Here is a 20,507-nt window from a genome sequence, read left to right on the forward strand (position 1 = left end):
ATGAGTGGTCGGAGCTTGCCATCCAGACAGATCAACATCGTCTTGCGGCAGCCAGAGCAGCGGCGAGCGGTTGATGGCGCCGGCGACCAGCTTCATGCTTCGCCGCAGGCCGAAACAGAACCGCAGCAAACCGGAAAAAGGACACCGCTTGAGGGTCCGTTATCGGATATTTTTAAAGAGCTGAATCAATTGATAGGTCTTGATAATGTCAAAGAATTGGTGCATGAAATCTATGCGCTGCTCCAAATTTCACAATTCCGCGCAGAGGCCGGATTAATCAGCAATGCGCATGTGTACCATATGATTTTCAAAGGGAGTCCCGGAACGGGGAAAACGACGGTGGCCCGGTTGATGGGACGCATGTTTCACGCAATGGGTGTATTGAGCAAGGGGCACTTTATTGAAGTGGAACGGGCAGATCTCGTAGGTGAATACATTGGACATACAGCTCTGAAGACGAGGGAATTGATGAAAAAGGCGATGGGCGGGATCCTGTTCATCGATGAAGCCTACAGCTTGGCGCGCGGAGGGGATAAAGACTTCGGGAAGGAATCGATCGACGCGCTGGTCAAAGGTATGGAGGATAAAAAAAATGACTTTATTCTGATTCTCGCCGGCTATAGCGACGAGATGGAGCAATTCCTTGCTACGAATCCCGGGCTGCCTTCCAGGTTCCCGATTCAAATTGATTTTGAAGATTATCCCATTGAACAATTAATTCAAATTACGGAACTTATGGCCAAAGATCGTGAATATGTGCTTATGCCACAAACGGTAATGAAACTTAAACAGCATTTGATGGAGGAGAAAGCAGCGACTTGGCGGGCTTTTAGCAATGCAAGATATGTTCGCAATATTCTGGAGAAAGCGATGAGGCATCAAGCGGTGAGGCTGCTCAGTCAATATGTGAATGCTCCTTCCAAATCGGAATTAATGTCGATACGGCCCGAAGATATGAAATTTAAATGAACATTTGGAAAGCCATTTAACTTTTTTTAAGTTAAATGGCTTTTTTTCTTGTTGAAATGAATTGACAGGTTGAAAGAACGGAGTAAAATAGACAGAGTAATTAGATCTTGATAATGATTATCAGTCTTAACCGGATTGGTGATTGATTGGCCAAGGAGGGCTTTTGCTATCATGCCTAAAATGTTTATTGCTAGCTGGATCGCATTGGTCTTATTTTTAACGGTCCCCTTTTCCGTTTTCGCTAAAGCAGAGGATGACCTCGCGAAAGAAGACGAGAGTATTGTGCGTGCTATCCAAGCTGCAGAGAGCGGGAAGGTGGAAGAGGCTTCCAAACTGTTCGATACGTTTCAAATGAACTGGTTGTCTTATGAAGGTGGCGTGAAGGAACGTTCGCTTGCAGCTTATCAGAAGATTGAGCAGGCGATGGGTGAAGTGTCCTTTCAAACGGTAAAGCAGCCCATCGATGAGCAAAAGCTTCTAACGGGCTTGAAAGAGCTTCACACGCTAAATAAGAACTTTATCGAAGGGAATTTGGATGCTTTTGGTCAAGCTTCAAAGGGCGAAGGCCAAGTATCGGTTGCTGATCTGGTCGCACTTTTGGACAAAGCAGCCGGACAGTTAAAAGAGAACGATGTGGAAGGGGCTTCGGCCAGTATTCAAATGCTTCGAGATTCTTGGCTGCAGATTGAGGGGATTGTTCTTACACAGTCTTCCGCTGTTTATACATCCATGGAAAGAGACATGGTCACAGCCTATGCACAGCTGTCTGCGTCGCCTGCTCAAGTTAATGAAGCTTCAGCAACGATTGCACGTATGCATGCAGATCTGAATCCGTTAGCTGCCAAAACCAGATACACCATGTTGGATGCAACGACGATATTGCTGCGAGAAGGGCTAGAAGCTCTGCTAGTCGTTATTGCCCTGCTCGGGTTTCTAAATAAATCGGGTCATAGTGATAAAAAACAATGGATTTGGTACGGGGTGCTCGGCGGACTATTGGTAAGTATCGCTCTTGGCATCGTCGTTCAGCAGCTGTTCTCAGCTAGCGCTTTTGGCAATAACAACTTTTTAATTGCTGGATGTACCGGCATTTTCGCTGCGGTTATGCTGCTATATATGAGTTATTGGTTGCACAGCAAGTCAAGCATTTCGAACTGGCAGAAGTACATAAGAGATCAGAGCGTCAAAGCGCTAGCGACAGGGAGCTTGGTTTCATTAAGCTTGCTGGCTTTCCTGGCAGTATTCCGCGAAGGCACGGAGACGGTTCTCTTCATGATCGGAATGGCATCCTCGATTTCATTGACCTCTTTGGTCAGCGGCATCGCCATTGGTGTAGTCATTCTGATTATTGTGGCCTTCCTTATTTTAAAAGTCGGCTTGCGTATTCCGATGCGGCCTTTCTTCCTAGTTTCAAGCTTTTTCGTATTTTATCTGTGCTTCAAGTTTGCCGGTATGGGCGTCCACGGTTTGCAGCTAGCCGGTTATCTGCCAGCTACGACGGCATCTTGGCTGCCTAGTTGGGATTTCGTTGCTCTTTATCCGACATTAGAGAGTGCGATTCCACAATTTATTCTTCTCATAGCGGCATTGTTCACCGTCATCTGGGAACGTCTGAAACTGATTCAAAACAAGAATCGTACGGTCTATAAATAATTTTTTAATCGAAAAGGGGCACTCATTCATGAAAAAGAAACTTATTATTTTAGCGGCAGCAACAACGCTAGTACTCGCAGGCTGCGGAAAAACGGAAACAGCGGAAGTTACGAAAGTGCCTTTTAAAGAAGGTTCCGCTGCGCTCCTAACAAGCATTGATCAACTAAAAGGCCAATTAGATGCCAATAAAATTAAAGATGCGAAGAAGCTGTCAACGCAATTGGAAGATCAATGGGCCAGCTTTGAGGATGAAGTGAAACCGAAATTCCCGGAGCTCTATTTTAAAGTGGAGAAATTTTTGATTCCTTTGGAAGCCGGTTTGAAACAAGACAAGTTGGATTATCCGACATTAACAGCACTCAACACGAACGCAAAAGCAGCGATGGCGGAGTTAACGACAGCTTTTACGGAGAATAAAGGTGCCGTCAATAAAGATGTCATCGAGGCTTCCAAAGAGCTTCAAGAAGCAGCGAAAGCTTATAATAAATATGTACAAGATCAAGGGAAACAACTTGTCAGCCTATTGGAACAGCTTGATACAGCAGTGAAAAGCGGCGATCTGAAAAAAGCGCAGGAAGCTTATGGACAGTCCCGTATGCCGTATGAAAGAATTGAACCTATTATCGAGACGTTCAGCGAGTTGGACGGCGTGATGGATGCTCGTGTGGATGATTTCAAGAACGAAAAAGATCCGGCATTTACAGGGTATCACCGAATTGAGCACTTGCTTTTTGTGAAAAAGAATGTAAAAGATGCTGAACCATTCTCTGCCCGCTTACTGGAAGATGGCAAGAAAATGCAGCAGGCAATCGCAGCGACAACAATCGAACCTTCTGACTTTATCGCTGGTGTTGGGGAACTGATGGAGGAAGCGCAGTCTAGTAAAATTACTGGTGAAGAAGAGCGCTGGAGCGGGGCTACCGTGCCTGTTATCCGAGCGAATGTTGAAGGCGCCCAGGCGATTTATGATCTTGTCAAAGGTGAACTGAAGAAGAAAGATGCAGCCTTAGATGAGAAAATTTCAAAAAGCTTGGCAGCTGTCATAGATACGATGAACACACTGTCGCCAGTTGGACCAACGTGGAACGATTTTGGAAAACTTGATCAAGCCAAACAAGTTGATTTGAAAAATAAATTGGAGGCTTTGGCAGAGCCTCTAGTGAAAATGCCGGGAACGTTAAGTAAATAAACGAGCGGAGAGGAGAAGCGGCAATGGCGGATAAAATGAATCGCAGAGCTTTTTTGGGGATGACTGCGGCTGGAGCAGCGGGAATCGTGCTCGGTGATTTGCTGGGGAAAGCGCAAGGAGCGGTTCCTAATGCGGCAGAGGCGAATGCCAACAAAGCCAATGTTGAGAGTGAAACGATCTCTTTCTATGGCACTCATCAAACGGGTGTCGTGACGCCTGCTCAGAACTTTGCCAATGTGGCGGCTTTCGATGTTACGACTGAGAATGTGCAGGAGCTTAAAGAGCTCCTGCAGCATTGGACGGAAATGGCGGCTACGCTAATGGCAGGTAAACCGCTGGCAGCCGAGCCTCAAGAGGCCAAATTTCCTCCAACGGATACAGGTGAGCAGATAGGATTAGATACGGGGAAATTGACGATTACTTTCGCGGTAGGTGCCTCACTTTTCGAAAGGGAAGGTGTCGATCGTTTCGGACTTCGTTCACGTAAACCTTCCGGTTTAACGGAGATGCCGATCTTTCATAAAGACTCCTTGCAGGATCAATTAACCCATGGCGATATTTTGATTCAGGCTTGCTCGGACGATCCGATGGTTTGTTTTCATGCGATTCGGAATTTAGCCAAGGCTGCACGTGGCGTTGCCCATTTGCGCTGGCAGCAAACCGGTCAGTTAGGCGTGAAGGCGCAAGGTACTAAGCGAAATCTGTTCGGTTTCAAGGACGGCACGAATAATCCGGCTTTGAATGATGACACATTTATGAAAAATAACGTTTGGGCAGATAGCGCTGATGGTGCCTCCTGGTTTGCCGGCGGAACTTACATGGTCGTGCGCCGCATTCAAATGCGAATTGAAACTTGGGATCAACAAACGTACGCTGCTCAAGAGGACATTATAGGTCGTCAAAAAGTTTCCGGGGCACCGCTGGATGGCCAAAAGGAAATGGATCAGCCTAATTTCCAAGGAGATGCTTCAGGCAAGTTTACACCACTAGATTCCCACATTCGCCTTTCGAATCCGCGCACAGGCGAGAATTCGGAACGTGAACGTATTTTGCGAAGAGGCTATAATTTCATGGAGAACCTAGACAGTGTTGGACGGTTAAGCGCGGGTCTGCTGTTCGTATGTTTCAATCGGAACACTCAGACGCAGTTTGAATCGATCCAGAAAAGGTTGACGAATCCGAAGCTTCCCGATCAAATGCTAGCTTATACGGATACGACAGGCGGCGGTTATTTCGCCGTGCTTCCCGGGGTTCCTTCGAAAGGCTCCTACTTAGGCCAAAGTTTATTTGCGTAACATTTGTGGAAAGATACCGGAAGGCCACGTGCCTTTCGGTTTTTTTTGATTATCATAGCTATAATTGAATTTTCCTTCACAGTAAATTGACTTTCCCAAGCATTTCCTACACAATGATGAAGGAATCTGCCGATTTAAGTGGATTTCAATCGTGAAAGTGCAAGGTAAAGGAGAACAATCACTTATGAAAACAACTTCACATATGGTTGAAAAAGAAATCGATGACCGTGCTGTGCTTGTAAGTCTGGTCACACAGAAGCAGAAGCGTAATGAAGCGATTGCCGAGTATTCGCTGCAGGAGCTCGTGAAACTGGCTGAAACCGCCGGTGTGCAGGTTTTGGAAACGATGACGCAAAACAAAGAGACGAAGGATAGCAAATGGTTCATTGGTAAAGGGAAAGTGGATGAGCTCAGAGCAATGTTGGAAGAGCTGGGAGGCAACACGGCGATATTTGATCAAGAGTTATCGGGGGCTCAAGTCCGTAATCTGGAAGCGGCTCTCGACGTCAAAATCATTGATCGCACACAGCTTATTCTTGATATTTTCGCGCAGCGTGCGAAGACGCGAGAAGGTATTATCCAGGTTGAGCTGGCACAGCTCAGCTATTTGCTTCCAAGGCTTTCCGGCCAAGGGAAGAACCTTTCCAGGCTGGGCGGCGGTATTGGTACGAGAGGACCCGGGGAGTCCAAGCTGGAGACAGATCGCCGGCACATCCGTGGGCGAATAGACGAGTTGAAGGCGCAGCTTGAAGAGGTCGTTCGACATCGTACGCTGCACCGGGAGCGCAGGAAAAAGACCGGTGTGTTTCAGGTTGCCCTGGTCGGCTATACGAATGCCGGTAAATCAACCTTATTGAAACAATTGACGCAAGCAGACGTCTATATTGAGAATCAGCTTTTTGCTACTTTAGATCCGACATCACGGACGATGGAACTGCCAAGCGGCAAAGAGATCGTTCTTACAGATACCGTAGGATTTATTCAAAACCTGCCGCATGATCTTGTAGCTTCTTTCCGTGCTACCTTGGAAGAGGCCAATGAAGCGGATCTCATTCTTCATGTCGTCGACAGCTCTACAGATATGCGCAACGAACAGATGCGCGTCGTAGGCGAGGTGCTTCAGGAGCTTGGTGCTCATCAGAAGGAACAGCTTACGATTTTCAATAAAATCGATGCTTGTTCCCAGGAAGAGCGAGAAATGCTGACGACTGAAGGAGAGTTTCTGAAGATCAGCGCTTTCGATCAAGCGGATTTGGAACGTCTGCGGATCGCTATTCAAGAGAAGCTGATGGGGGAGAGCAAAGAGTTCCGCATTCCAGCTAATAAAGGAGACGTTATCTCTTTGATGTACCGAATCGGCGATGTTCTTGAGACGGATGTGGACGGCGAGGATATGATATTCAAAGTCCGTGTGAACAAAGATGATTATGTAAAAGTAGCTTATCAGCTGGTTGCATATGACCAGCAAGCGAAGCAAGGGCAGCAAGAGGACAGCGAGGGAGAGAATTATTAATCATGCAATTTGGGGATAAAGTCATGTCGTTGATGGAAAGTGCTGAACGCCAAGTCGAAAGCGCTTTTCGTCACATTGAAAAAACAATCGATCTGAATCAATGGAAAGTGATCAGCGCTTTTCAGAAACATAAAGTAAGTGATTACCATTTCGCCTCCTCCACCGGTTATGGGTACAATGATCGCGGCAGAGAGGTGCTCGATCTTGTGTATGCGGATAGCTTCGGGGCAGAGGCAGCGTTAGTTCGTCCGCATTTCGTGTCAGGAACCCACACGATTGGGACTGCATTGTTCGGTGTGCTTCGGCCAGGCGAACATCTACTTTACATCACAGGGAAGCCCTATGACACCTTGCATAAGGTCATTGGCAAACCTGGCGACGGCACAGGCTCGCTGCAGGACTTCGGCATAGGCTATGATGAGGTGGCCTTGCTGGAGGACGGATCGCCCGACTGGGCGGCTATCGCAGCTGCTATTCAGCCGAACACGAAGGTGATCGGTATCCAACGCTCGCGCGGCTACTCGTGGCGGCCATCGTTCACAATCGAACAAATCGGAGAGATGGTCCGATTCGTCAAAGAAGTAAATCCTAATCTTATCGTTTTCGTCGATAATTGCTATGGGGAGTTCACCGAGCTGCAGGAGCCGACACAGGTTGGTGTCGATCTCATGGCTGGCTCACTGATCAAAAACCCCGGAGGCGGCATAGCCCCATCTGGCGGCTACATAGCCGGGCGGCAGGATCTCGTGGACCTCGCCGCCTATCGATTGACCGCCCCTGGCATTGGGGGCGAGGTTGGTGCCATGCTCGGTGCTACGCGAGCCATGTTTCAAGGGCTATTTCTTGCCCCGCATCTCGTCGGGCAAGCGGTTAAGGGCTCGGTGTTCGCAAGTGCGGTATTCGAACAGCTAGGCTTCGAGAGCCATCCGCGTTGGGACGCGCAGCGGACGGATTTAATCCAAGCGATTCGCTTCACGTCGGCGGATCATTTGATCACGTTCGTGCAGGGCATCCAGAAAGCGGCTGCCGTGGATTCGCACGTGGTGCCTGAGCCGTGGGATATGCCCGGCTATGAGCATCCCGTCATTATGGCGGCCGGGACCTTCATCCAGGGCGGCAGCCTGGAGCTGTCCGCCGATGCTCCGATTCGCGAGCCGTTCATCGCGTATATGCAGGGAGGACTTACCTATTCACATTGTAAGTTAGGGGTGCTTACGGCAATCCAACATATGGTAGACAAGGGATTGCTTTGAAAAATAAGACTGTAAACAAACCTTACACTCCTTGACACGTTTTTGTTACTTAGGTACAATATAGGAGAGTTACTTAACTTTGCAGGAGTGATTAGCATGAGTGATGAAATACGTAGAAATATGGCGTTATTCCCAATCGGGATCGTCATGAAGCTGACGGATCTAACCGCAAGACAAATTCGATATTACGAGCAGCATGAGCTTATTATTCCAGCCAGAACAGGCGGCAATCAACGACTCTACTCCTTTAATGATGTTGAACGACTACTTGAAATTAAAGATTTGATTGAAAAAGGCGTGAACATCGCAGGGATCAAGCAGGTGCTCATCCCAGTCGATAAAGATTCGGAAGATGCTACGATTTTGAACGAGCATACGGAAGTTAAGCGTAAGGAACTAACCGACTCCCAACTGCACAAAATGCTTAAACAGCAGTTGATTGGCGGGGGCAAGCGTCCGGATCAGGTTTCCCTCATCCAAGGACAGCTTTCCCGGTTCTATAAATAACACTCCGTAAGCGCTTGTAAAATGAGAGGAGAATGAACGTGACTTACAACAATAACTATACCAAAGAAGATATTTTGCGCATTGCTAAAGAACAGAATGTTCGCTTCATTCGCTTGCAATTTACGGACTTGATGGGAAGTATCAAGAACGTTGAGATTCCTTTCAGCCAACTTGAAAAAGCGTTAGACAACAAAATGATGTTTGACGGTTCTTCCATCGAAGGTTATGTGCGGATTGAAGAATCAGATATGTACCTGTATCCGGATTTGGATACATGGGTGATCTTCCCTTGGGTAACGGAAAGCAAAGTGGCTCGCTTGATCTGCGATATCTACTTGCCGGATGGCCGTCCATTCCCGGGTGATCCTCGCGCTATTTTGAAAACAGCGCTGAAGCAAGCGGAAGAAATGGGCTACACAGCGATGAATGTTGGTCCAGAACCAGAGTTTTTCTTGTTCAAAACCGATGAAAAAGGCAATCCGACAACTGAACTGAACGATCAAGGCGGATACTTTGACTTGGCTCCGATGGATCTTGGTGAAAACTGCCGTCGCGATATCGTGCTAACGCTGGAAGAAATGGGCTTTGAGATTGAAGCATCTCACCATGAAGTAGCTCCTGGTCAGCACGAAATCGACTTTAAATATGCGGATGCAATTAAAGCGGCTGATCAAATTCAAACGTTTAAACTTGTTGTTAAAACGGTTGCCAGACAGCATGGTCTGCATGCTTCCTTTATGCCTAAGCCATTGTTCGGCATGAACGGTTCAGGTATGCACTGTCACCAATCCTTATTCAAAGGTGAAACCAACGCATTTTACGATGAGTCCGACAAGTTAGGTTTAAGTAATGTTGCAAGACATTATATGGCAGGTGTACTTCGCCATGCCCGTTCCTTTGCAGCGATTACGAATCCGACTGTTAACTCCTATAAACGTCTCGTACCTGGCTACGAAGCACCTTGTTACGTCGCATGGTCTGCGAGCAACCGTAGTCCGATGATTCGTATCCCGGCTTCCCGCGGGTTAAGCACGCGCGTTGAAGTTCGTAATCCGGATCCAGCGGCGAACCCATACTTGGCGCTTGCTGTTATGCTTGCAGCTGGTCTGGACGGCATCAAAAACAAAATGCAGCTGCCTCCTCCAACGGATCGCAACATTTATGTGATGACGGAAGAAGAGAGAGAAAGCCAAGGCATCCCAAGCTTGCCACTCAACTTGAAACAAGCTTTGGACGAGCTGCTGCGCGATGATGTGATTTGTGATACGCTTGGCGAACATGCTTTAGCACATTTCTATGAGCTCAAAGAAATCGAATGGGATATGTATCGCACCCAGGTTCACCAATGGGAGAGAGATCAATATCTATCCCTATACTAAGATCATCAGCAATGTTTGAAAATTAGATAAGATAGCCCGTCATGATTCAGGTACGTCCTGAACTGATGGGCTTTTTCATGCGAAGGAGCAGGAACTCATGGATAATTTTTTAGTCAACTTAGAGAAATATGCGGAACTAGTGGTAAAAATTGGCGTTAATTTGACCAAAGGTCAAGACCTAATGATTGAGTCACCAATGGAATGCTTGGACTTGACGCGCCTAATTGTTAAGAAAGCTTATGAGGCTGGTGCGAACTATGTGCAGGTGAACTGGCAGGATGATTTCCTGACGCGTGCGCGCTTAGAAACGGCTCATGATGATGCACTCTACTACTACCCGGTGTGGTATACGGATATGTTGGAGCGTTTTGTTGAGAATGGCGGAGCACTTCTGAATATTAAGGTGCCAGATCCTGATTTGTATGCCGGTATTGACCCTGGTGTGATTTCCAGAGCTTCCAAGGCGATGGCAACAGCACGTTCTAAGTATCAAAAATACGTAAGAACGAGCACGTTCAGCTGGTGCTTAATTAAAGCACCGACAACTGCATGGGCTTCCAAAGTTTACGCGGATCTTCCTGAAGAAGAGCGGATGGATGCGATGTGGGACGCTATTTTTCGGTTCAATCGTGTATATGAAAACGATCCGGTTAGTGCATGGCGTGCACATATTGAGCAGTTGAAGCGCGTTCGCAAGGTGCTGAACGATAAACAATATGCAGCGCTGCAGTACCGGGCTGCAGGGACTGATCTGCGCGTAGAGCTGCCAGATGGCCACATTTGGCTTGGTGGGGATAAAGCGAACGCGAGCGGGATTCGCTTTGTTGCGAATATGCCGACGGAAGAAGTATTTACGATGCCCAAGCGGACAGGTGTTAACGGGACGGTAACAAGTACCATGCCGCTGAATGTGAATGGCGCATTGGTCGATAAGTTTTCGTTCAAGTTCGAAGACGGCAAGGTTGTAGATTATAAGGCAGAGGTCGGCCATGAGCATTTGACCAGGTTATTGGAAATGGACGAAGGCGCTCGTTATTTAGGCGAAGTCGCGCTTGTTCCCTATGATTCACCGATATCCAATCTAAAACGGATTTTTTATAATACAGGTATTGATGAAAATGCCTCCTGCCATCTTGCTTTGGGCAGCTGTTATCCAATCAATATGAAGGATGGGGCTTCTTTATCCAACGAGGAGCTGAAAGTAAGAGGCGGGAACACAAGTCTGATCCACGTGGACTTCATGATCGGGACGGCTGATCTTGAGATTGACGGTGTGCTTCAGGATGGTAGTTTGGAGCCTATTTTCCGTCAGGGGAATTGGGCGCTTGCATTTTGATTCGTAAGAAAACCGGGGGACGAATTGTCCTTCGGTTTTTTGTCTTTATAGGGGGAACTATAGTCCCTTATTTGCCAGAAGAAGCACATTATCCACTAGGTAAGGGGATCTACAGTTCGCTATTTTGTTGATTTCACTGATAGGACGATTGTTGGACGTCAAATAAAGGCCTGTAGTTCCTCTTCGAGATTACAATGGCTATTTTTCTCCAAATAGAGTACTACAGTTCCCTTATCCTGTTTCGTGGATCCTTAGCTGGATTCGCGCGCACCTAAAAAGGACCATCAGGCAGATCCACCTGACGGTCCTTCTTATTCTTACATATCGCGGAATAATCCGATGACTCGGCCTAGAATCGTAACATTTTTCAGTAGAATCGGCTTCAAAGCTGAGTTTTCCGGTTGAAGGCGGATATGATCCTTCTCTTTGTAAAAACGCTTGACCGTCGCTTCGTCGTCTTCCGTCATCGCGACAACGATGTCACCATTGTTCGCTGTTTGCTGCTGCTTGACGATGACATAATCTCCGTTATGTATGCCGGCTTCGATCATACTGTCTCCCATGACGCTAAGCATAAACACATTGTTATCTCCGACCATGCTGACTGGAAGAGGGAAGTAGTCTTCGATGTTCTCTGTCGCCGTAATTGGCACACCGGCGGTAACTTTACCTACGAGTGGTACGCGTGCAACGGAAACAGCGAAATGAGTCTCGGCACCGTCTAAGCCAAGAATCTCGATAGCGCGAGGTTTGGTTGGATCACGACGAATCAAACCTTTCTTCTCAAGACGCTCCAAATGACCATGTACGGTTGAACTGGAGGCTAGTCCGACAGCCTCGCCGATTTCGCGTACGGAAGGCGGGTAACCCTTATCTTTCACTTCGTTCTTAATGTATTCTAAAATAGCTTGTTGACGCTGCGAAATCTTACTCAATAGTTATCACTCCAATACTGGGAATCATTACCCAAAGTATAACATAGAACCCGAGTTCGTACAAACATAAGTTCGAATAAATCGTTGACTCAAACATGTGTTCGTGTTATTCTAAAAACAGAACAAATGTTTGGGGGATGATTATTCATGTATATGGCCTACTCACACACTACCAATTCACGCACGCCTCATAGATCAACTGCCGCGTCCAAAGGGATTGCAACCAAATCACGTAATACGAAAACAATCATTCGATTTCTTTTTATTGCATTAATTCTGGGGACTGTGTTCTCATTCGGTGCCATGGTACAAGCTTATGCGGCGGCGTCTTCGCCGACGGGCAGTGTATCCAATCACGTTGAAACTAAGAAAGTTGTCCAGGAGCAAGTTGTCATTCAAGAGGGGGACACGCTCTGGGGTATTGCGACTGCTCATAAGAAAGACGGAGAGAACATTCGTTCTTATATAGATGAGATTAAGACGAAAAATCATTTAACTACGAGTGCCTTGAAAGAAGGACAGGTTTTATTGCTCCCTTAATCATTACTTTCCTATAGAATGGAAATAGACGAATAGAGGCCAGGAATTATTCCTATGCCTCTTTTTGCTGTTTTCTTGACATTCCACTAGAGGGATGGCAAAGTAATAGTCATATTGAATTTTTGAACTGGAGGATCACTATGAGTGACAGTATGGACAAAACCATCGAACGCATTAATGAGCTTGCTCGTAAAGCGAAAACCGTTGGCTTATCGGATGCGGAAATCGATGAACGAAATGAATTGAGAAAAAAATATATTGAGGCTTTCCGAGGCAATCTTAAAGTTCAACTTGATTCCATCAAGTTCACGGACGAAGAGTAGTTGCTTTTTCACATAGAAACAACATTCAAAGGGGAAATGAATGATGACGTTGAAGGCTGTACTTTTTGATTTAGATGATACGCTTTTGTGGGATGACCGCAGTGTACAAGAAGCTTTTGAAGCAACTTGCGCGGAAGCAGCGAAACACGCGGCAGTGAATCCGGAAGAATTGGAAGCCGCTGTTCGTAAAGAAGCTCGTGCTTTATACGAATCCTATGAACCTTTTCCATTCACCAAAATGATTGGCATTAATCCATTTGAAGGGCTTTGGGCTAATTTCACACAAGGTGAAAATGAGAATTTTCGCAAATTGGAGGCACTAGCACCAGGTTATCGCACGGAAGCGTGGACTCGCGGGCTTCGCGCGTTAGGCGTAGAAGATGCAGAGCTGGGGTACAAGCTGGGCGAGCTTTTTCCTGCTGAACGACGCAATCGTCCCTACGTTTATGAAGAAACTTTCCGTGTGCTGGACGCATTGAAGGGTAAGTACAAGCTGCTTCTCCTAACAAACGGATCACCTGATCTTCAAAAAGAAAAATTAGCTGGTGTGTCAGCTATTACGTCCTATTTCGATCATATTGTCATTTCCGGGGAATTTGGAGTGGGTAAACCGGATGTTTCTATTTTCCACCATGCGCTGGAACTTCTGGGAATTCATGCGGAAGAAGGGATTATGATCGGTGATAAACTGACGACGGATATTCTTGGTTCCGGACGTGTAGGTATGCGCAATATTTGGATCAATCATCATGGACTACAAAGTGGAGATGAGATTGTTCCTGCGAATGAGGTATCGCGTTTAGAGGAAGTTTTACCGATTATCGCTAATGCTTAATACTGCATAACGAAAAGCCCAACGGCGGTTTGGACAAGATGTCCTGCGCTGTTGGGCTTTCTTCTAAGATAAAGTATTAGGCTTTGATGAAAGCTGGATCTTCCACGTTATAAGCGACCCATCCATCTTTTTCAATGAAAAGACGTACGGCAACGATTTGACGATTATCCATCAGTGTAAAGAAGTGGTTCGTGTTCTCAGGAACCGAAATGACATCCCCTGGCTCAAGTTCAACATCGAAATAGCCAAGTTCTTCGGATTTAATGATGAAGATCCCTTTACCGGAAACGATAGCGCGAATCTCATCTTCTGTGTGTGTATGAACTTGCTCAAATTTCTTAAGCAGTTCTTCAATATTCGGTGTAGCATCGGAAAGGGAGATTACATCCCAGATTTCGTAACCGCGTCTAGCCGCCAAATCACGGATTTCCGGCTCATACGTGCTGATGATTTGAGCTTTTTCTTCATCATTCAGTACGAATTTCTCGCGCAGTGCTTCAGGAAGCTTGTTCGCATCCCAATGTTCATATACAACTTCTTGGCTATCCAAGAAGGCTTTGACTTGCTCTTCGCCTTCGATTCGTTCATTCGTATTGCGAATTCTAATTTGTGCCATGCAGCATCCCTCTTTCTTAGTAAATATACTTGTATTATAGTGGAAATGGTGTGCGCTGTCGATGCATGATCATAAGTTTACCCGATAAATCCTATAGGTTTTTATGATAATTCAAAATCTTTTCATAGAAGCCGTATTCTGTTACACTAAATCTTAACATAATTTGTCGATTATTTATTATTTATCGCTTCAGGATAAGTTGAAAGGGAGTCATTTCATGTCTAAACCACCGATTCAAGAACAGCTAAAGAAAAAGATCATGATCCTCGATGGCGCCATGGGTACCATGATTCAGCAAGAGAATTTAACAGCTGAAGATTTCGGAGGCGATGATTTAGACGGCTGTAATGAAATTCTATGCGTAACACGCCCGGATGTGATTCGTAAGATTCATGAAGCTTATTTCGCCGCAGGCGCGGATATGATAGAAACGAATACGTTCGGAACGACAAGTGTAGTTCTTGCCGAATATGATTTGCAAGACCGTCATCGCGAGTTGAATCTCGCTGCAGCCAAGCTGGCAATCGAGGCAGCGAACAAATATTCAACGCCGGAATGGCCGCGATATGTCGTAGGGGCTATGGGGCCAACGACCAAAACCTTATCAGTAACAGGTGGCGTTACGTTCGACCAATTGGAAGATAGTTACTATGAACAAGCTTTAGCTTTATGTGAAGCAGGGGTCGATGCGATTCTTCTGGAAACGTCGCAAGATACACTGAACGTTAAAGCGGGAAGCATTGGGATTCGCAGAGCTTTCGAAAAGTTAGGCTTCGAGCTGCCGATTATGATTTCGGGAACGATTGAACCAATGGGTACAACGCTAGCCGGGCAGAATATCGAGTCTTTCTATATTTCACTTGAACATTTGAAACCTATTTCTATGGGATTGAACTGTGCTACGGGCCCTGAGTTCATGCGGGATCACATTCGAACGCTAGCGGGGATTGCGGAGACCGCCATCAGCTGTTATCCGAACGCCGGATTGCCGGATGAGAATGGTCATTATCATGAATCGCCGGAATCCTTGGCCAAGAAAATGGCCGGTTTTGCCGAGCAGGGCTGGCTTAATATTGCCGGCGGATGCTGTGGAACAACTCCTGAGCACATTCGTGCTATGGCAGAAACACTTAGCGAGTATAAACCTAGAACGGAATATGGGACACATTTACCCGCTGTTTCGGGGATTGAAACCTTATTTATCGAACCTGAGAACCGCCCCATCATGGTCGGTGAACGTACGAATATTTCGGGATCGCGTAAATTCAAACGCTTGATTAAAGAAGGCAAATTTGAAGAAGGTTCAGAAATTGCCCGTAATCAAGTGAAAAACGGAGCACACATCATCGATATCAACTTGCAGGATACAGATATTGATGAGGCTTACGCGGTGGAAGAGTTCATGCAGCAGGTGGTCAAAAAGGTGAAGGTGCCTTTGATGATTGACTCCACGTATGATCACATTATCGAGTTGGGACTTAAATACTCGCAAGGTAAAGCGATTATCAACTCCATTAACCTGGAGGATGGCGAATCGAAATTTGCCGGGATTTTACCTCTTATTCATCGATATGGCGCAGCTGTTGTTTGTATTCTCATTGATGAACGAGGCCAGGCTGTATCGCGTGAAGCGAAAATTGAGGTCGCAACTAGAGCATATGAGCTGCTAACCGAGAAATACGGGATGAATCCGGAGGATATCATTTTTGATCCGAATATGTTCCCTGTCGGCTCTGGGGATCCGCAGTACATCGGTTCTGCTGTTGAAACGATCGAGGGAATCAAGCTGATTAAAGAGAAATACCCAAGAGCCAAAACCATTCTTGGTTTGAGTAATATTTCATTCGGTTTGCCGGATGCTGGACGCGAAGTGTTGAACTCGGTTTATTTGTACCATTGTACGAAAGCCGGTCTTGATTATGCGATTGTGAACACAGAGAAGTTGGAGCGTTATGCCTCTATTTCAGAGGAAGAGCGTCAACTGGCTGAGGAACTGATTTACAATACGAATGATGACACCTTGGCGAAATTTGTCGCTCATTTCCGTGAGAAGAAGGTCGAGAAGAAGGAGAAGATCTCCAATCTGACCTTGGAAGAGCGCCTTGGTTCTTATGTGGTGGAAGGTACGAAGGAAGGGTTAATTCCAGATTTGGAAATTGCACTGCAAACTTATTCGCCTCTTGAAGTCATTAATGGACCACTTATGAGAGGGATGGAAGAAGTAGGCCGCCTTTTCAATGGCAATGAATTGATTGTTGCTGAAGTACTTCAAAGCGCTGAGGTCATGAAAGCATCCGTTAGTTATTTGGAACCTTTTATGGAGAAATCTGAAACGGCTGTCAAAGGTAAAATTATTTTGGCAACCGTTAAAGGTGATGTGCATGATATCGGTAAAAATTTGGTCGAAATTATTTTGTCGAACAATGGCTACAAAATTGTAAACCTTGGAATCAAAGTACCGCCTGAGCAAATTATTGATGCACAACGCAAAGAAAACGCAGATGCAATTGGTTTATCGGGTCTATTGGTAAAATCCGCTCAACAGATGGTTATTACCGCTCAGGATTTGCGTACTGCAGGTGTAGATGTGCCGATTCTGGTTGGTGGCGCCGCGCTGACACGGAAATTCACCAAAACGCGTATTCAACCGGAGTACGAAGGTGTTGTTCTCTACGCGAAGGATGCCATGGACGGTCTGGATATTGCCAACCGGTTAAGCGATCCTGAGCAGCGTAAACGTCTCATCCAAGAACTAAGAGAAAATCTGGAATCCGATGTCATGGATACAGGCAAGAAGGAAGAGAAACTGCCGCAGCTTACGCGCGTGAGTTCGTCGGCTGTATCCAAGGATTTGCCTGTACAAGTGCCGCAAGATACAGAACGTCATATCATGAGAGATTACCCAATTAGCCATCTCATGCCTTATGTGAATATGCAAATGCTGCTCGGCCATCATCTCGGTCTCAAAGGGAAGGTTGAAGCCCTGCTTAGTGATCGGGATGCGAAGGCCATGCAGCTTAAAGATACGGTCGATTCCATTCTGTACGCGGCTCAAAATAACGGGATCATTAAAGCGCATGGTATGTACCGCTTCTTCCCGGCGCAATCCAGCGGAAATGATGTTATTGTCTACGATCCACAAGATCATAGCAAGGTTCTTGAGACCTTCACATTCCCGCGTCAGGATAAAGAGCCGTATTTGTGCCTTGCTGACTATTTGAAGTCCGTAGAGAGCGGTCAGATGGATTATGTAGGCTTCTTGCTTGTGACAGCTGGGCATGATATTAATGAGCTGGCTAAGGAATGGCGCGACAAAGGAGATTACTTGAAATCTCACGCGCTGCAAGCGACTGCACTGGAAGTAGCGGAAGGTTTTGCAGAGCGTATCCACCATATTATGAGGGATGTATGGGGAATCGCGGATCGTGTCGATATGACGATGCAGGAGAGATTCGGTGCCAAATACATTGGCCAACGATTCTCATTTGGTTATCCGGCATGTCCGAATCTCGAAGATCAAGCCAAGCTGTTTAATCTTCTGAAACCGGAAGATATTGGCGTTGAGCTGACAGAGTCATTCATGATGGAGCCGGAAGCGTCGGTATCGGCTATCGTGTTCGCCCACAAAGAAGCGCGTTATTTCAATGTAGGCTAAGAAAAGTTATGGCATAAAGCGAGGCAGCTTGCTCGAACACCATGTTCAGCAGCGACCTCGCTTTCCGTGTTACCAACAGTGATTTTCAGAGAGATTGGGGTTTTGGAACGTGGAACTATATTTTTTGGGAACAGGGGCAGGCATGCCTTCCAAGCAGCGCAATGTCACATCGATTGCTCTTAACTTGCTGGATGAACGGGGAACCTATTGGTTATTTGACTGTGGTGAAGGCACCCAACAGCAAATTATGAACTCTCCAGTGAAACTTGGACGTACGGAGATGCTGTTCATCACACATTTGCATGGAGATCATTTATACGGATTGCCAGGCTTGTTAACCAGCCGCTCATATTTGGGTGGCGATACACCGCTTACGATGTTTGGTCCTCCAGGGCTCAAACGATTCGTTGACACGGCTCTTGAAGTTAGCGGCGCGCATTTGACTTATACGTTGAAGATTGTGGAAATCGAAGAGGAGGGACTCCTGTTCGAAGATGACACCTTCTTGGTGGAGACTGCGCGTTTGGAGCATCGCATCGAATGTTTCGGTTATCGGATCATCGAGAAGGACCAACCCGGGAAGCTGATGTTGGATAAGCTGACGGCGCTAGGTATCCCTGCCGGGCCGATCTACGGGAAGCTTAAGCAAGGGCAGACGGTTCAGCTTGAAGATGGGAGCACGCTGCATGGCGCCGATTTCCTGGGTGCGCCGATTCCCGGACGCATCGTCGTCATTCTCGGCGATACCCGCTACTGCAGTGGAGCACAGCTTTTGGCACGAGGCGCCGATGTGCTTGTACATGAGGCTACATTCGCCATGGATAAGCAGGAACTAGCTTATTCTTTCGATCATGCGACATCAACGGATGCGGCACGGATTGCGCAGGAAGCAGGAGCGAATGCTTTGATCATGACGCATATTAGTTCGCGCTACCAAGGGGACGCTGTGCTGGAACTGCTGCAAGAAGCGCAGCATCATCATAGCAACAGCCACATTGCCAAAGATTTTTGGAGTTTTGATGTGCCTCGAAAAGGTTAGGGAGCATGGAATGGGACTATTTCGGAAGGTCAGTGATGGCCGAACGGATAGTCTCTTTTTTTATCCGGTTAGTCGTGTCCATCCGTCGGAAAAAGTCATTTTCGTAATTCTTGCTCATACACTATCCAAAAGGTGTGTAGACTGAGGTGAATAAATGGGGATTCCAGCAGCAGAAATACTGCTTTCTATCTTTATGTCCTCGATTTTTTATGTTATGTTAAGGGAAATAAGAAATGCTTATAAAGATTCTGGATGAACTGGTTTTTGAGCGGAAAGGGAGACAATATGCTTGGTTTTGCAATTTTATTGGCTTTTAATTTCATAGGGTATGTGATCCAAATGGGCCTGCACCTGCCGCTACCTGGCAACGTGATCGGGCTCATGCTATTTACAGCGGCTTTATTCGCTAAGCTGATTAAACTTGAATGGGTGGAAGACGCCGCGTCGCTGATGACCAGGCATATGATGCTTTTTTTTATCCCCTATACGGTTGGTATTCTCTTGTTTCTGCCTATTATTGGCGCCAATCTGGTTGCGATTGTCGGTGGTATCATCGGTGCAACGGCAGTCGTTCTAATCGTTACGGGATGGGTATCCTCCAAGCTAGGTAAGGAAGGGGAAAAATATGGCGGGTAATATGCTGCAGAACCCCTTATTCGGTTTATCATTAAGTGTTCTGATTTATGCGTTCGCTAATGTGATGTATCAGCGATGGCGGTTTATGCATCCGCTTTTTGTATGTACAGGACTTATTATTCTTATTTTAGTTGGATTTCGAATTCCTTTTGAAGATTTTAAAAGAGGGGCAGATGTTCTCACTCTTCTTCTTGGACCGGCAACCGTTGCTTTAGGTGTCCCGCTGTATAAATACAGATCCTTAATCCGGTCCAATTTAAAACGCGTCATGCTTAGCGTGCTCGCTGGATCCATCACCGGCATAGCATCGAGCGCAGCTATTGTTGGACTCCTTGGCGGCAGCCAGTCAATTATTCTTAGTATGTTGCCTAAGTCGGTTAGCTCGCCAATCTCGATTGAAATCGCTACGCGGTTAGGGGCGATACCGGAGCTTACGGCCGTTCTGACGACGATGACGGGTTTGTTTGGCAGTATGTTTGGCACGCGATTGTTGAATTGGCTGAAGATAAGAGACGACATCTCCATCGGGATTGCTTTAGGGACGGCCGCACATGGCATTGGGACAGCGAAAGTCGTTAAAGATTCAGAGCAGCAGGGCGGCTTTGCCGGACTATCCATGGCGATCTGTGGCATCATGACATCCATTTTATTCATACCAATCTATTACTGGCTCCAATGACTTTGTAAATGAACAGGATAAACCGTATTTCGTCTAAATGGCGAATGCGGTTTATTTTCATTTTCCAAACATTACAATTTTTTTACAATACGAAAACGAAACCATAATAAACCTCTGCTACGATGGAACAGTGAGAATCCAGTAGAAAGGCGTGA

General features: G+C 46.4%; 18 protein-coding genes. 16 read left to right on the forward strand and 2 right to left on the reverse strand.

From position 1 onward, the window contains the following. The 9 genes from GON05_RS30760 to GON05_RS30800 all read left to right on the forward strand — a co-directional run bounded on the left by GON05_RS30760 (position 1) and on the right by GON05_RS30800 (position 11,094). Entirely contained in the window at positions 1-969 is a 969-nt protein-coding gene (locus GON05_RS30760; RefSeq protein ID WP_127451653.1) for an AAA family ATPase, read from the forward strand. Positions 970-1,140: 171 nt separating this feature from the next. Beyond that, entirely contained in the window at positions 1,141-2,622 is a 1,482-nt protein-coding gene (locus tag GON05_RS30765) for an FTR1 family iron permease (RefSeq protein ID WP_157324692.1), read from the forward strand. Between the two features lie 28 nt (positions 2,623-2,650). Next, the gene (locus GON05_RS30770) at positions 2,651-3,811 is read left to right on the forward strand and encodes an EfeM/EfeO family lipoprotein (RefSeq protein WP_157324693.1); all 1,161 of its coding nucleotides are present in this window, start codon (positions 2,651-2,653) and stop codon (positions 3,809-3,811) included. 23 nt (positions 3,812-3,834) lie between these two features. Next, complete coding sequence (gene efeB, locus GON05_RS30775) at positions 3,835-5,106, forward strand: iron uptake transporter deferrochelatase/peroxidase subunit (protein ID WP_157324694.1); 1,272 nt, start codon at positions 3,835-3,837, stop codon at positions 5,104-5,106. Between the two features lie 184 nt (positions 5,107-5,290). Continuing rightward, on the forward strand, positions 5,291-6,619 hold the full coding sequence (gene hflX, locus GON05_RS30780; protein ID WP_157324696.1) for a GTPase HflX: 1,329 nt from the start codon (positions 5,291-5,293) through the stop codon (positions 6,617-6,619). A 32-nt stretch (positions 6,620-6,651) separates the two neighbouring features. After that, on the forward strand, positions 6,652-7,872 hold the full coding sequence (locus GON05_RS30785; protein ID WP_397369852.1) for a methionine gamma-lyase family protein: 1,221 nt from the start codon (positions 6,652-6,654) through the stop codon (positions 7,870-7,872). Between the two features lie 96 nt (positions 7,873-7,968). After that, positions 7,969-8,379: a MerR family transcriptional regulator gene (locus GON05_RS30790; protein ID WP_127451665.1), complete on the forward strand. Its 411-nt coding sequence runs from the start codon at positions 7,969-7,971 to the stop codon at positions 8,377-8,379. Between the two features lie 38 nt (positions 8,380-8,417). After that, positions 8,418-9,758, forward strand: a complete 1,341-nt coding sequence (gene glnA, locus GON05_RS30795; protein ID WP_309491814.1) for a type I glutamate--ammonia ligase — start codon at positions 8,418-8,420, stop codon at positions 9,756-9,758. 97 nt (positions 9,759-9,855) lie between these two features. Further along, positions 9,856-11,094 (forward strand): aminopeptidase, encoded by a 1,239-nt coding sequence (locus tag GON05_RS30800; protein ID WP_157324699.1) that lies wholly within the window; start codon positions 9,856-9,858, stop codon positions 11,092-11,094. Between the two features lie 317 nt (positions 11,095-11,411). Here the strand turns inward: GON05_RS30800 and lexA are convergent, their stop codons facing one another. Next, a complete protein-coding gene (lexA, locus tag GON05_RS30805) occupies positions 11,412-12,029 on the reverse strand; it encodes a transcriptional repressor LexA (RefSeq protein WP_127451671.1) in 618 nt (205 codons plus the stop codon). A gap of 153 nt (positions 12,030-12,182) precedes the next feature. Between lexA and GON05_RS39495 the strand changes: the two genes are divergently transcribed. From GON05_RS39495 to GON05_RS30820, 3 genes are all read left to right on the forward strand, one after another. Continuing rightward, positions 12,183-12,569, forward strand: coding sequence for a LysM peptidoglycan-binding domain-containing protein (locus tag GON05_RS39495; RefSeq protein ID WP_246239593.1), 387 nt, complete (start codon positions 12,183-12,185; stop codon positions 12,567-12,569). A gap of 140 nt (positions 12,570-12,709) precedes the next feature. Then, complete coding sequence (locus GON05_RS30815; protein ID WP_157324701.1) at positions 12,710-12,892, forward strand: DUF896 domain-containing protein; 183 nt, start codon at positions 12,710-12,712, stop codon at positions 12,890-12,892. Positions 12,893-12,935: 43 nt separating this feature from the next. Beyond that, positions 12,936-13,727 (forward strand): HAD family hydrolase, encoded by a 792-nt coding sequence (locus GON05_RS30820; protein ID WP_157324870.1) that lies wholly within the window; start codon positions 12,936-12,938, stop codon positions 13,725-13,727. 76 nt (positions 13,728-13,803) lie between these two features. On the opposite strand, the gene GON05_RS30825 is transcribed toward GON05_RS30820, so the two are convergent. Continuing rightward, positions 13,804-14,343 (reverse strand): 1,2-dihydroxy-3-keto-5-methylthiopentene dioxygenase, encoded by a 540-nt coding sequence (locus GON05_RS30825; protein ID WP_157324703.1) that lies wholly within the window; start codon positions 14,341-14,343, stop codon positions 13,804-13,806. Between the two features lie 217 nt (positions 14,344-14,560). Here GON05_RS30825 and metH point away from each other — a divergent pair, with 217 nt between their 5' ends. The 4 genes from metH to GON05_RS30845 all read left to right on the forward strand — a co-directional run bounded on the left by metH (position 14,561) and on the right by GON05_RS30845 (position 20,352). Further along, positions 14,561-17,998 carry a methionine synthase gene (gene metH / locus GON05_RS30830; RefSeq protein ID WP_157324705.1) on the forward strand — a complete coding sequence of 1,146 codons (3,438 nt, stop codon included), beginning with the start codon at positions 14,561-14,563 and terminating at the stop codon, positions 17,996-17,998. Between the two features lie 109 nt (positions 17,999-18,107). Further along, complete coding sequence (rnz, locus tag GON05_RS30835; protein WP_181646361.1) at positions 18,108-19,037, forward strand: ribonuclease Z; 930 nt, start codon at positions 18,108-18,110, stop codon at positions 19,035-19,037. Positions 19,038-19,289: 252 nt separating this feature from the next. Further along, positions 19,290-19,673 (forward strand): CidA/LrgA family protein, encoded by a 384-nt coding sequence (locus GON05_RS30840; RefSeq protein WP_246239595.1) that lies wholly within the window; start codon positions 19,290-19,292, stop codon positions 19,671-19,673. After that, a complete protein-coding gene (locus GON05_RS30845) occupies positions 19,663-20,352 on the forward strand; it encodes an LrgB family protein (RefSeq protein WP_127451683.1) in 690 nt (229 codons plus the stop codon). Before GON05_RS30840 ends, GON05_RS30845 begins: the two co-directional genes overlap by 11 nt. Positions 20,353-20,507 lie beyond the last annotated feature (155 nt).

It is taken from the genome of Paenibacillus anseongensis (assembly GCF_009757995.1).
GTDB classification, from domain to species: domain Bacteria; phylum Bacillota; class Bacilli; order Paenibacillales; family NBRC-103111; genus Paenibacillus_E; species Paenibacillus_E chondroitinus.